Annotated in this window: 12 protein-coding genes; 5 read left to right on the top strand and 7 right to left on the bottom strand. The window is 61.1% G+C overall.

Annotation, left to right across the window (positions count from 1 at the left end; translation table 11 throughout):
• Positions 1–94: 94 nt before the first annotated feature.
• Positions 95–760 carry a fumarylacetoacetate hydrolase family protein gene (locus K5Y35_RS09035; RefSeq protein WP_064589697.1) on the bottom strand — a complete coding sequence of 222 codons (666 nt, stop codon included), beginning with the start codon at positions 758–760 and terminating at the stop codon, positions 95–97.
• Positions 761–801: 41 nt separating this feature from the next.
• On the bottom strand, positions 802–2,196 hold the full coding sequence (locus K5Y35_RS09030) for an FAD-binding oxidoreductase (RefSeq protein ID WP_123469642.1): 1,395 nt from the start codon (positions 2,194–2,196) through the stop codon (positions 802–804).
• 204 nt (positions 2,197–2,400) lie between these two features.
• On the opposite strand from K5Y35_RS09030, the gene serA reads away from it, so the two are divergent.
• On the top strand, positions 2,401–3,630 hold the full coding sequence (gene serA / locus K5Y35_RS09025; RefSeq protein ID WP_025112046.1) for a phosphoglycerate dehydrogenase: 1,230 nt from the start codon (positions 2,401–2,403) through the stop codon (positions 3,628–3,630).
• A gap of 120 nt (positions 3,631–3,750) precedes the next feature.
• Here serA and K5Y35_RS09020 read toward each other — a convergent pair whose 3' ends face one another.
• Positions 3,751–4,176: a DUF4399 domain-containing protein gene (locus tag K5Y35_RS09020; RefSeq protein WP_123469644.1), complete on the bottom strand. Its 426-nt coding sequence runs from the start codon at positions 4,174–4,176 to the stop codon at positions 3,751–3,753.
• Positions 4,177–4,311: 135 nt separating this feature from the next.
• Here K5Y35_RS09020 and K5Y35_RS09015 point away from each other — a divergent pair, with 135 nt between their 5' ends.
• Positions 4,312–4,878, top strand: coding sequence for a transporter substrate-binding domain-containing protein (locus K5Y35_RS09015; RefSeq protein ID WP_123469646.1), 567 nt, complete (start codon positions 4,312–4,314; stop codon positions 4,876–4,878).
• A 224-nt stretch (positions 4,879–5,102) separates the two neighbouring features.
• Here K5Y35_RS09015 and K5Y35_RS09010 read toward each other — a convergent pair whose 3' ends face one another.
• Both K5Y35_RS09010 and K5Y35_RS09005 read right to left on the bottom strand, forming a co-directional pair.
• A complete protein-coding gene (locus tag K5Y35_RS09010; protein ID WP_222834095.1) occupies positions 5,103–5,588 on the bottom strand; it encodes a DUF523 domain-containing protein in 486 nt (161 codons plus the stop codon).
• A 1-nt stretch (position 5,589) separates the two neighbouring features.
• The gene (locus K5Y35_RS09005; protein WP_123469650.1) at positions 5,590–6,222 is read right to left on the bottom strand and encodes a 2OG-Fe(II) oxygenase; all 633 of its coding nucleotides are present in this window, start codon (positions 6,220–6,222) and stop codon (positions 5,590–5,592) included.
• 108 nt (positions 6,223–6,330) lie between these two features.
• On the opposite strand from K5Y35_RS09005, the gene K5Y35_RS09000 reads away from it, so the two are divergent.
• A complete protein-coding gene (locus tag K5Y35_RS09000; RefSeq protein ID WP_128615555.1) occupies positions 6,331–7,083 on the top strand; it encodes a DUF2059 domain-containing protein in 753 nt (250 codons plus the stop codon).
• A 126-nt stretch (positions 7,084–7,209) separates the two neighbouring features.
• Here the strand turns inward: K5Y35_RS09000 and K5Y35_RS08995 are convergent, their stop codons facing one another.
• Positions 7,210–8,160, bottom strand: a complete 951-nt coding sequence (locus tag K5Y35_RS08995; protein ID WP_222834094.1) for an alpha/beta hydrolase — start codon at positions 8,158–8,160, stop codon at positions 7,210–7,212.
• A 99-nt stretch (positions 8,161–8,259) separates the two neighbouring features.
• On the opposite strand from K5Y35_RS08995, the gene K5Y35_RS08990 reads away from it, so the two are divergent.
• Together K5Y35_RS08990 and K5Y35_RS08985 are read left to right on the top strand one after the other, a co-directional pair.
• Positions 8,260–8,838, top strand: coding sequence for a DUF6436 domain-containing protein (locus K5Y35_RS08990; protein WP_222834093.1), 579 nt, complete (start codon positions 8,260–8,262; stop codon positions 8,836–8,838).
• Positions 8,839–8,940: 102 nt separating this feature from the next.
• The gene (locus tag K5Y35_RS08985) at positions 8,941–11,352 is read left to right on the top strand and encodes a penicillin acylase family protein (protein ID WP_222834092.1); all 2,412 of its coding nucleotides are present in this window, start codon (positions 8,941–8,943) and stop codon (positions 11,350–11,352) included.
• Between the two features lie 181 nt (positions 11,353–11,533).
• Here the strand turns inward: K5Y35_RS08985 and K5Y35_RS08980 are convergent, their stop codons facing one another.
• Complete coding sequence (locus tag K5Y35_RS08980) at positions 11,534–12,499, bottom strand: GlxA family transcriptional regulator (RefSeq protein ID WP_222834091.1); 966 nt, start codon at positions 12,497–12,499, stop codon at positions 11,534–11,536.
• Positions 12,500–12,570: the final 71 nt, after the last annotated feature.

The raw sequence follows: 12,570 nt of genomic DNA, 5'->3' as shown, positions 1-12,570 counted from the left end.
CTCGCGAAGAAGGAGTGTCAGGCAACGATGATGTCGACTGACCTGGCGCCTTCGCGAGCAAGCTCGCTCCCACAGGGGATTTGCAGTGTTGCGGTTAGCGTACGCTGCTGGTGAAGCGGCTCGCGCCGACCAGTTCGAGCACGATGTCGTCGCCGACATTCAGCGGACCGACGCCCACCGGGGTGCCGGTGAGAATCACGTCGCCGGCCTGTAGCGAGAAGCAGCCGGCCATGTGCTGAATCATCGGCACGATCGGGTTGAGCATCGCGCTGCTGTTGCCGTCCTGGCGCACTTCACCGTTGATGGTCAGGCGTATGCCGATGTCGGTCAGGTCAGCGAAGGTGCTGCCGACCACGAACGGGGCGATCACCGCTGCGCCGTCGAACGACTTGGCGATTTCCCACGGCAGGCCCTTGGACTTGAGCTCGGCCTGCTTGTCGCGCAGGGTCAGGTCCAGCGCCGGGGCGAAACCGGAGATCGCGTCGAGCACCTCTTCGCGGCTCGGCTTGGTCGACAGCGGCTTGCCGATCAGCACAGCGATTTCCGCTTCGTAGTGCACCGAACCGCGCTCGGTCGGAATGCTGAACCCGCCTTCCAGCGGCACCACACAACTGCCCGGCTTGATGAACAGCAACGGTTCGGTCGGGACCGGGTTGTCCAGTTCCTTGGCGTGTTCGGCGTAATTACGGCCAATGCACACGACTTTCCCGATCGGGAAGTGAATGCGCGTGCCGTCGACATACTGGTGCTGATAGCTCATTTACCGACTCCTGCCTTCATTGATTCATCAAAGATTGCCCATCAAACCGCGAAGATCTTGCCCGGGTTCATGATGCCGTTCGGGTCGAACACCGCCTTGACCGCTTTCATGTACTCGATTTCGACCGGCGAACGGCTGTACGTCAAGTAGTCGCGCTTGGTCATGCCCACGCCGTGCTCGGCGGAAATCGAACCGTTGTACTTCTCGACGGTTTCGAACACCCACTTGTTGACGGTTGCGCACTTGGCGAAAAACTCGTCCTTGCTCAGGTTATCCGGCTTGAGGATGTTCAGGTGCAAGTTGCCGTCGCCGATGTGGCCGAACCAGACGATTTCGAAGTCTGGATAGTGTTCGCCGACGATCGCGTCGATTTCCTGCAGAAATGCCGGCACTTTCGACACGGTGACCGAGATGTCGTTCTTGTACGGCGTCCAGTGCGAGATGGTTTCGGAGATGTATTCGCGCAGCTTCCACAGGTTCTGCAGCTGGGTTTCGCTCTGGCTCATCACGCCATCCAGCACCCAGCCCTGCTCGACACAGTGCTCGAAGGTTTCCAGCGCGCTGTTGGCCACTTCTTCAGTAGTCGCTTCAAATTCCAGCAGCGCGTAGAACGGGCAATCGGTTTCGAAGGGGGCCGGTACGTCGCCACGGCCCAGCACTTTGGCCAGAGCCTTGTCGGAGAAGAATTCGAACGCGGTCAGGTCGAGCTTGCCCTGGAAAGCGTGCAGTACCGGCATGATCGAATCGAAATCGGCAGTGCCAAGGACCATCGCGGTGAGGTTTTTCGGCGCGCGATCCAGACGCATGGTCGCTTCGACGACAAATCCAAGGGTGCCTTCAGCGCCGATGAACAATTGGCGCAGGTCATAACCGGTGGCGTTCTTGATCAGGTCTTTGTTCAGCTCCAGCACATCGCCCTTGCCGGTCACCACCTTCATGCCGGCGACCCAGTTGCGGGTCATGCCGTAGCGAATCACCTTGATCCCGCCGGCATTGGTGCCGATATTGCCGCCAATCTGGCTGGAACCGGCCGAAGCGAAGTCCACCGGGTAGTACAGGCCGTTTTCTTCGGCGACGTTCTGCAAGTGCTCGGTGACCACGCCCGGCTGACACACGGCGGTGCGGTCGGTGAGGTTCACGTCGAGAATCTGGTTCATGTAGTCGAACGACACCACCACTTCGCCATTGGCGGCCACGGCGGCGGCAGAAAGCCCGGTGCGCCCGCCGGATGGCACCAGCGCCACCTTGTGGGTGTTGGCCCAACGGACGATGGCCTGCACCTGCTCGATAGTCTTGGGAAACACGATGGCACTTGGCGCCGGGGCGAAGTGCTTGGTCCAATCCTTGCCGTACGTGTTCAGGGAGTCGGCATCGGTCAGGACCTTGCCAGGCTCGACCAGGGTCTTCAGTTCATCAATCAGGGCAGGATTGGTCATCGACAGAACTCTCGAACAATTCATGGTCATCCTGAAGACGCTTCACGTCGCAGGAATGAGTGTTTCGCGGGGTGGCTATGCTAGCATACCGACCCCGCAGGCCAGTGCCCAAGGCCAGTTCTGCGGTGACGGCTTTCTTGTCGTCCAGGTCAATGTCTGTTGACCATTTCCTGCCATTTTTCTCCGGGATACAGGTTTACGCAGATGAGCAAGACTTCTCTCGATAAGAGCAAGATCAAGTTCCTTCTTCTCGAAGGCGTCCACCAATCGGCTGTCGACGTCCTCAAGGCGGCGGGCTACACCAGCATCGAATACCTGACAGGCTCCTTGCCGGAAGCCCAGCTCAAGGAAAAGATCGCTGACGCTCACTTCATCGGCATTCGTTCGCGCACCCAACTGACCGAAGAGATCTTCGATCACGCGAAGAAGCTGGTGGCAGTCGGCTGTTTCTGCATCGGCACCAACCAGGTTGACCTGAGTGCTGCCCGCGAGCGCGGTATCGCCGTGTTCAACGCGCCGTACTCCAACACCCGCTCCGTTGCCGAGCTGGTACTGGCCGAAGCCATCCTGCTGCTGCGCGGCATCCCGGAGAAGAACGCTTCCTGCCACCGTGGCGGCTGGATCAAGTCCGCAGCCAACTCCTTCGAGATCCGTGGCAAGAAACTGGGCATCGTCGGCTACGGCTCGATCGGTACGCAGCTGTCGGTTCTGGCGGAAGGCTTGGGCATGCAGGTGTTCTTCTATGACACCGTGACCAAGCTGCCGCTGGGCAACGCCACTCAGGTCGGCAACCTGCACGAGCTGCTGGGCATGTCCGATATCGTCACCCTGCACGTACCGGAAACCGCTGCGACCCAGTGGATGATCGGCGAGAAGGAAATCCGCGCCATCAAGAAGGGCGGCATCCTGATCAACGCCGCGCGCGGTACCGTGGTCGAGCTGGACGCCCTGGCGGACGCGATCAAGGACAAGCACCTGATCGGCGCAGCCATCGACGTATTCCCGGTGGAGCCACGCTCCAACGACGAAGAGTTCGAAAGCCCGCTGCGTGGCCTGGACAACGTGATCCTGACCCCGCACATCGGTGGTTCGACCGCCGAAGCGCAAGCCAACATCGGTCTGGAAGTGGCAGAAAAGCTGGTCAAGTACAGCGACAACGGTACGTCCGTTTCGTCGGTGAACTTCCCGGAAGTGGCCCTGCCGGCTCACCCTGGCAAGCACCGCCTGCTGCACATCCACGAGAACATCCCGGGTGTGATGAGCGAGATCAACAAGGTCTTCGCCGAAAACGGCATCAACATCTCCGGTCAGTTCCTGCAGACCAACGAGAAAGTCGGTTACGTGGTAATCGACGTCGACGCCGAGTACTCGGAGCTGGCGCAAGAGAAGCTGCAACACGTCAACGGCACCATCCGTAGCCGTGTGCTCTTCTAAGAGCAGCTACAAGCCTCAAGTTACAAGCGGCAAGTGATGTTCGCTTTTGCTTTGACTTGAGGCTTTCAGCTTGAAGCTTGCAGCTGTAAAAAAAGGGAGCCCCGAAGGGCTCCCTTTTTTTTATTCGACGTTAACGGTGATTTTCTTCGAGACGATTGGCGGATCGAACGGCATGTGGCCGCTGTCGCCCAGCTCCAGTTGCAGGGTGTGCTTGCCCGGTGCCAGTTTGATCGTAGCCTCGGTCTGCGCCTTGCCGAAGTGCATGTGGTTCGCATCATTCGGAATCGGCGCGCCTGCCGCCGGCAGCTTGTCGACGTCGATCAGCAGGTGGTGGTGCCCGGTGTTTTTGGTGACATCACCGGCCGGCGCCAACGCGACATCCTTGGTACCGAACTTGACTTTGAATTCCTGGGAAACCGTGGCCCCGTCCTCGGGAGAAACGATGAACACTTCAGCGCCCTTGGGGGCCGGAGTCGCTGCACTGGCCAGCACTGAAACACCCATCAACAGGCCAGCCAAGGCTGCTCGTGACATAAACGTTTTCATTCTATTCTCCAGTTTTTCCGTAAAATCCGCGTGGTCATGACAACTTCATGACCATTCGTTGTCGAAGGCACTCGACAACCATAGCAAAGCGAGCCTGAATCAGAGCGTCGCGATAATGATTTCAAAGGAGTGACCATGCGTTTTCTGCCTGGCCTGATCTGCCTGCTACCCCTTTTGAGCCCTCTGGCTCACGCCGAACTGATTGATGACGTCAACGACCGTGGCGAGCTGCGCATAGCCCTTGAGGCTAATACACCGCCCTTCAATTACAAGGACGATGGCGACAAACTCACAGGGTTCGAGGTCGAGCTGGGACAACTGCTGGCCAACGAGCTGGACGTGCGCGCCGAATTCATCGTCACTGACGAAGCCGACCTGCTCCAGGGCGTTGAAAGCGGCAAGTACGATGTTGCGCTCAACCACATGGCACTGACACCGGAACTCAAGGATCGTTTCGATTTCAGTGAGTCTTACGGCAAGGCCGATGCGCAGTTGCTGGCGAAGAAGGATGAGCAGCCACGGCCGATGGTGCTGGTGCAGGCATTGACGGAAGAGAAGCCAAAAGCGGCGGCACCGGTCGAGTTGGCGATTCCGTTTCAGAAGGGCAATCCGGCGTTTCAGGCCAGCCTTGCGGGTGCGCTGCAGCGGATCAAGGCGGACGGGCGCCTGGCGGCGCTGACCGAGAAGTGGTTCAAGCCTTAAAAGCCCCTCACCCTAACCCTCTCCCAGAGGGAGAGGGGACTGATTGGGGGATGCTTCAGAGATACGCCGACTTGGGATTGCAATACCGAATCCGAAATCGACTGATCATGGCTTTGTCGAATCCATAATCGGTAAGGTCTTTCAGCTCGATGCAAGACGCCAGACCCCGCGGTCGGCCCCCTCTCCCTCGGGGAGAGGGCTGGGGTGAGGGCAACGATTCCGGATCAGTCCAAAGCCGCCAGAGCCACCGCCGCCAGGGGCAGTTCGAGTTCACTGAAAACCTGCACGCCATGGCGCTTGAGCAGCGCGGCCGTTACGCCTTCGCCTGAGACTTTCACTCCGCTGAACGTCCCGTCGTAAGTCAGCAGATTGCCGCAAGAAGGACTGTTGGCCTTGAGCACCGCCACCCGAATGCCGTGTTTCTGCACCAACGCCAGCGCCTGGCGTGCTCCGTCGAGAAACTGCGCACTGACATCCTCGCCCTCGGTAGTGATTACCGCCGCGACGCCATCGAGCACTTCACTGCCCTGCCCTCCGGGAATCTCCGCCGCAGCGCGAGGCGTCGGCAAACCACCGGCGACTTCCGGACACAGCGGCACTACGCGCCCTTCGGCGATCCACTGTTCGAGCAAATCAAACGGCCCGCTGGCCCCGCCGTCGTAACGCACGCGGTGGCCCAACAGGCAGCGACTGACCAGAATCTTGTCCATGTCAGAACGGCTCGTTGCCACGGCGGCGGAACCAGCCGGTCAGCGACAGGCGCTCGCGGTTCGCCGGCAGCACTTCATGCGGCACTTCACCGGAGAGGAACACCACCAGACAACCGCCAGTTGGCTGCACGTCGTGCACGCGATCGTCGTTCAGGTACATGCGCAGTTGCCCGCCATCCTCCGGCAGCCACGCGTCATTGAGGTAGACCACCACCGAGACCATGCGCTTGTCGTCGTCGCGAAAACGGTCGACGTGCTTGCGATAAAAAGCACCCGGCGGATACAGCGCGAAATGGCATTCAAAGTCCTCAAGACCAAGAAACAAGCCTCGGTTAAGCGCCTCGCGCAGGCTCTCCATCAGATTCAGATAGCGGTCGCTAGAATCGGCCTGGCCCGGATCGATCCACTGAATGTGGTCGCCGCGAATCCCCTCGCGAATCTCTGAAAACGGCCCACGCCCGACCGCCGCCGGCGCCAGTTCACCCTCGGCTTCACGTTTACGGCACTCGGCCGCCAGCTCGCGGGTCAAACCCGCGGGCAGGAAAATGTTCTGCTGCGACCAGCCATGTTCGGCCAGGTCATCGACGATGCGTAACAGCAGTGGGTGTTCAGAGGATATTTGCATGGCGCGCATAGTATGTCGGCGGCAGGAAATCCGACAGAGCCACGCAGCGGCTTGCTACGAATTCTCGACAAGTACCGGCACCGCACGGAGAATAGTCCGCTGCTGACAGGAGTCCCTATGCGCCGTTTGCTTTTTTCACTGTTGATGTTCTGCGTTTTGCCCGCCTGGGCGGACGGCCACGATCAGTTGTACAAGATCGCCGGCTGGCCAGATCAACGTGCGCACTTCAATGACGCCCTCAGTGCCGCACAGCAGCGCTATCAGAACAGCCTGCCACCCGCCGTGTTTCAGGCGTTGGTCAACAACAGCAACCAGCGCTTCGCTCCCCAGGCCATGGATCAACGCGCCGAAGCCCAGCTGCGGCAGCACCTCGCCGACCCGAAACCGGCCCTGGCCTTCTTCCAATCGCCGCTGGGCAGGAAAATCGTCGCCGCCGAATTGCTCGCGACCCGCCGCGATCAACTGGCGAAGAATGCCAAAGGCCTGCCGAAGATGCCGGCCAGTGACAATCGCCTGCTGATCATTGGCCACCTCGCCCAGGCATTGCCGGCCCGTGAAGCCGGCGCTGAAGTGAGCCTGGCGATTGCCGGTGTGGCGGCCGACAGCTTGAGTTCGATGATCCCCGGCCTGCTCGGTGGCGGCCAGGCGCAAGGTATGTTGAATGGGCAGCGCCAGCGCTTGATGGAGCAGATTGGCGCCGACATGAACAACACCCTGCTCTACGTTTATCGTGATCTGTCGGATGACGAACTGGAGCAGTTCGCGACCTTTGCCGAGTCCGCCGAGGGCAAGGCTTATTATCAGGCGGCGCTGGCAGCGATTCGGGCGGGGCTGGCGGTGGGGCAAAGCGCTTCGAGTCTCAGCCAGTAATCGTTAAAGCCTGTCAGACCGCCATCGCTGGCAAGCCAGCTCCCACAGGGATCTTTAGTGAACGCAGGATTTGTGGACACTTGAGAATCCGTGGGAGCTGGCTTGCCAGCGATGAGGTCAGTAAGGTTACTGAAGATTGCGCCCTCTGATCCGCTTGCTCAGAAACTCGAAATACTCCTCGCGCATCTCCGCCGTTTCATTGGCCAGGTGATGCCGCGCCTCCGGCAGCAGCAGGATCTGCGGTCGATCAAACTTCCACTTCAACACCTGCAAATTGTGCTGCCAGTCCACGGTCATGTCCGCCTGCCCCTGAATGATCAGTGGCCGTCGCGGGCTTTTTTTCGCGTGTTCTACACGGATGATCCAGCGCGACAGTGCGCCGACCCACGCCGTCGGCAAGCGTTTGGGCTGTAACGGATCGGCCTGGAGGAACGGCAGGAAGGCCGGGTCGTTGGAATTTTCGCTGAAGCGCCGGGTGACGCCCCGCACGAAAGGCCTCAGCAGGTAATAACTGAGCTGCGACCAGCCCCACGCGCGCGGGCGCACCAGCGGCGCCAACAGAATCAACTGACCTTGCGCCGGGCTGCCCTCGCCATGGTTGAGCACATGATCGACCACAATCGCCCCGCCGGTGCTTTGCCCGCACAGATGCCACGGCTGCGGCAACGCAATCGAACGCGCCTCGGCGAACAACGCCTGCAACATATCCTGGTACTCAGCGAAATCGCGAATGCTCGCCCGTGGCCCGCTCGACAGGCCGTGCCCCGGCAAGTCGCAGGCGATCACCGCGAAATCCTGATCCAGCGCCCACTCGATCACATGCCGATAGAGACCGGTGTGATCGTAGTAACCGTGCAACAGAAACAGCGTCGCCTTGACCTTCTCCGGCCACCAGCAGTGGCTGACCAGTTCATAGCCATCGACCTCGAAACGGCCCATGCCACGCCAGACATCACGCTCGGGGAAGTCGGTTTTGTAAAAGCGCTGATAGGCCTTGGCCTCGTCCGACAACGGCTGCCACTCGACCAAGGGCTTGAGGCTCGCGCGTAAATGATCGGGATCGAAAGTGTCAGGCATGCAGTCATTCCAAAGCGGTAAACAGACTTTATCGGCCTGCGATATTCATCTGTAGTGGCAGACATGGCAAGCTAGCCGACCTTTCGAGGATCGAAAACCATGCGCCCGCCCTACCGCACCGCACTGTTTGCCAGCCTGCTCGCCTTGGTCTGCGCCGGCGTGCTGTGGGCGGCGTACGACTGGTTTCAGGGGCGTTATCTGCGCGCGTTCAGCGAACACACGGCGGTGTTTTCCGGCGACCCGTTGCGCCTGCCGGATGAACTGTCCGGCCCGGGGCCGATTCGCCTGGTGCACTTCTGGGACCCGGCCTGCCCGTGCAACGTCGGCAATCAGCAACACCTGACCGAGATGGTCGAGCACTTCGGCAGCAAAGGCGTCGAGTTCTTTGCCGTGCAGAAGGCCGGCAGCCACGGCCAGTTACCCGCCACCCTCGGCAGCCTGAAAACCATCACCGTTTTACCCGGCTCCGAGCAGATCCCCGCCAGTCCGGCGGTAGCGATCTGGGACCGCAACGGCAAACTGGCGTACTTCGGCCCCTACAGCGAAGGCCTGACCTGCAACTCCAGCAACAGTTTTATTGAACCGATCCTCAATGCCCTGACGGAAGATCGCCAGGTCAACGCCACGCACACCCTGGCGGTCGGTTGTTATTGCCCGTGGCCGGTGGTGACGCAGTAAGGCATTCCGGACTTTTCGAGGACAGCGATGCACGGCACGGAAGGTCTGTGCTAATTGTTTGCAGCCCGACGGGCGGCAATCCCGCATGCACAAGGAGTCACCATGAAACGCGTGTTCACCGTTCTTGCCTTGCTCATCTTAGTGTTGCTCGCCGGCGCCGGCTGGTACGTCTACAGCAAACTACCCACACGTCAGGGCCAGGTGGAGTTGCGCAACCTGCAAGGTTCGGTGACCGTGCGTTACGACGAGCGCGGCGTGCCGCACATTCGTGCCGAGAACGAAACCGACCTCTATCGCGCCCTCGGCTACGTACATGCCCAGGACCGCCTGTTCCAGATGGAAGCCATGCGCCGCCTCGCCCGCGGCGAACTGGCCGAAGTGCTCGGGCCGAAGCTGCTCGACACCGACAAACTGTTCCGCAGCCTGCGCATCCGCGAACGCGCCGCCAGTTATGTCGCCAGTCTCGATAAACAGTCACCGGCGTGGAAGGCCCTGCAAGCCTATCTGGACGGCATCAACCAATATCAGGACAGCCACGCCGCGCCGGTGGAGTTCGACGTGCTGGGCATCCCCAAGCGGCCGTTCACGGCTGAGGACAGCATCAGCGTCGCCGGTTACATGGCCTACAGCTTTGCCGCCGCGTTTCGCACCGAACCGCTGCTGACCTACGTGCGCGACCAGCTCGGCGCCGATTACCTGAATGTCTTCGACCTCGACTGGCAGCCCAAAGGCGTGCTGGCCAAGGGGCACGCGAAAGCCACCCCAGGCCTTGCGGCAGCTGACTGGAAAGACCTCAACGCCCTCGCCCGCCTCAGCGAGCAGGCCTTGCTCGACAACGGCCTGCCTCAGTTCGAAGGCAGCAACGCCTGGGTGATCGCCGGCAGCCGCAGCCAGAGCGGCAAACCGCTGCTGGCCGGCGACCCGCACATCCGCTTTTCGGTGCCGTCGGTGTGGTACGAGGCACAGTTGTCGGCGCCGGGCTTCGAGTTGTACGGCCATCATCAGGCGCTGGTGCCGTTTGCATTTCTGGGGCACAACCTGGATTTCGGCTGGAGCCTGACCATGTTTCAGAACGACGATCTGGACCTGATCGCCGAGAAGGTCAATCCGGACAATCCGAATCAGGTCTGGTACCACGGCCAATGGACCGACATGGTCACCAGCGAGCAACAGATCAAGGTGAAGGGCCAGACAGCGGTGACCCTGACCCTGCGTCAGTCACCCCACGGCCCGATCGTCAACGACGCCCTCGGCACGGCGGCGGGCAAGACGCCGATCGCCATGTGGTGGGCGTTCCTCGAAACGCCGAACCCGATCCTCGAAGGTTTCTACCAGCTCAATCGCGCCGACACTCTGGCCAAGGCCCGCGCCGCCGCAGCCAAGGTGCAGGCACCCGGACTGAACCTGGTGTATGCCAACGCCAAGGGCGATATCGCCTGGTGGGCATCGGCGTTGCTGCCCAAGCGGCCGGCCGGGGTGAAACCGGGCTTCATTCTCGACGGCAGCAGCGGTCAGGCGGACAAGGACGGTTACTACCCGTTCAGCGCCAACCCGCAGGAGGAGAACCCGGCGCGCGGTTATATCGTCTCGGCCAACTTCCAGCCGCTGTCGCCGACCGGCATGGAGATTCCCGGTTACTACAACCTGGCTGACAGGGGCCAACAGCTCAACCGCCAACTCAGCGACAAAAGCGTGAAGTGGAACAACGAGGCCAACCAGAAACTGCAACTGGGCACCACCACCGCCTACGGCCCGCGCACGCTGGCGCCGTTGCTGCCGGTACTGCGTGAAGTGGTGAGTGATCCGGCACAACTGAAGCTGGTCGAGCAACTGGCGCAATGGCAAGGCGACTATCCGCTGGATTCGGTCAGTGCCACGGTGTTCAACCAGTTCCTCTACGACCTGGCCGATGCGGCAATGCGTGATGAGCTAGGCAATGATTTCTTCGACACGCTGCTGTCGACCCGCGTGATCGATGCCGCCCTGCCGCGCCTGGCGGCGAACGCCGACTCACCGTGGTGGGACAACCGCAACACGCCGAACAAGGAGACTCGAGCCGACATCGTCAAAGCGGCGTGGCAGGCGAGCATGGCGCACCTGAAACAGACCCTCGGTGACGACACGAAGAGCTGGAAATGGGGCATGGCACACACCCTGACCCATGGTCATCCGCTGGGTCAGCAGAAGCCACTCGAGCGGATTTTCAATGTCGGGCCATTCGCCGCGCCAGGTAGCCATGAAGTGCCGAATAACCTGTCGGCGAGAATCGGCCCGGCGCCATGGCCGGTCACGTACGGGCCCTCGACACGACGTCTGGTGGACTTCGCCGACCCGGCGCACAGCCTGACCATCAACCCGGTCGGTCAAAGCGGCGTGCCGTTCGACAGTCACTACGACGATCAGGCTGAAGCGTATGTCGACGGGATGTATGTGCAGGCACATTTCAATGCCGAAGAGGTGACGGCGAATACGCGCAGTACGTTGAAGCTGTTGCCTGCGCGGGCAGCACCTTAAAAGCCCCTCACCCTGGCCCTCTCCCAGAGGTAGAGGGGACTGATCGGGGGGATGCTCATGGCTTACACCGTCCTGACCCTGCTTTGCCGAATCCATAATCGATAAGGTCTTTCAGGTCGATGTAAAACGCCAGACACCGCGGTCGGCCCCCTCTCCCTCCGGGAGAGGGCTGGGGTGAGGGTTAAAGCGCCACCGCAAAATTCAGCCGAAACTGCTGCGGCGTCACGCCAAGCCGGCGTTTGAACACACTGCGCATGTGTTGCGCATCGCGAAAACCACACTGATACGCCACAGTCTTCAACGGCGCCGCCGTACTTTCCAGCATCACCCGCGCCGCATCCACTCGCGCCCGCTCGACGAACTCCGCTGGCGTGACCTTGGCTTCGCGCGCAAACACCCGAGAGAAATTGCGCGCACTCATGTTCGCCGCATTGGCCAGATCAGCGATCGTCAGATCACCAGTCAGATTGGCCAATACATAAAGCTGCACCATTGCCACCGCCGACGTCGGCTCCGCGTGCGGCGTCAAGAACGGACTGAACTGCGACTGGCCACCGGAGCGCTGAGTGAACACCACCAAGCGCTTGGCCACGCTCAGCGCCACTTCAGCACCGTGATCACGCGCCAGCAGGTACAACGACAGATCGATCCCCGCCGTCACCCCGGCCGAGGTGTAGAGCGCGCCGTCCTCGACGTACAGACGATCCGCCTCAACCTGTGTGGTCGGGCACAGCCGGGCCAACGCCTCGGCATCGTTCCAGTGCGTGGTGACGGTGCGCCCTTCCAGCATTCCGGCGCGCGCCAGCATGAACGCGCCGTTGCAGATCGAACCGAAGCGCTGCGCCCGTGCACACGCCTCGCACAGCCACTCGTCGAACGTCGCGCCGAAATCCATGAAGGGCAGTTGCGGGCCGCCAGCGACCAGCAGCAGATCGTAGGCGTCGAGTGCTTCGCTGAAATGCCGATGGGCATTCAGGGTCAAACCGTTGGAGCAGGCCATCGGGCCGCGTTCGACGCCGATCACTTCGAGCCGATAGTGATCCTCGGGCGCCAGGAAGCGATTTGCCTCGGCGAACACATCCATCGGGCCGCTGACGTCCAGCGACTGCACGCCGGCGAACACGACGATGGCGACGGTTTTGGTCATGGCGGCAAAGCTCCTTTGGGTCTCTGATCCGAGTTGGCACGATTTGCAGGTGGATTGGCAAGGATCGCAGC

The organism is Pseudomonas sp. SC3(2021) (assembly GCF_019856535.1).
Classification (GTDB): Bacteria; Pseudomonadota; Gammaproteobacteria; order Pseudomonadales; family Pseudomonadaceae; genus Aquipseudomonas; species Aquipseudomonas monsensis.
The sequence above is the reverse complement of the archived record's forward strand: the minus strand, read 5'-3'. Positions and strand labels throughout refer to the sequence as shown.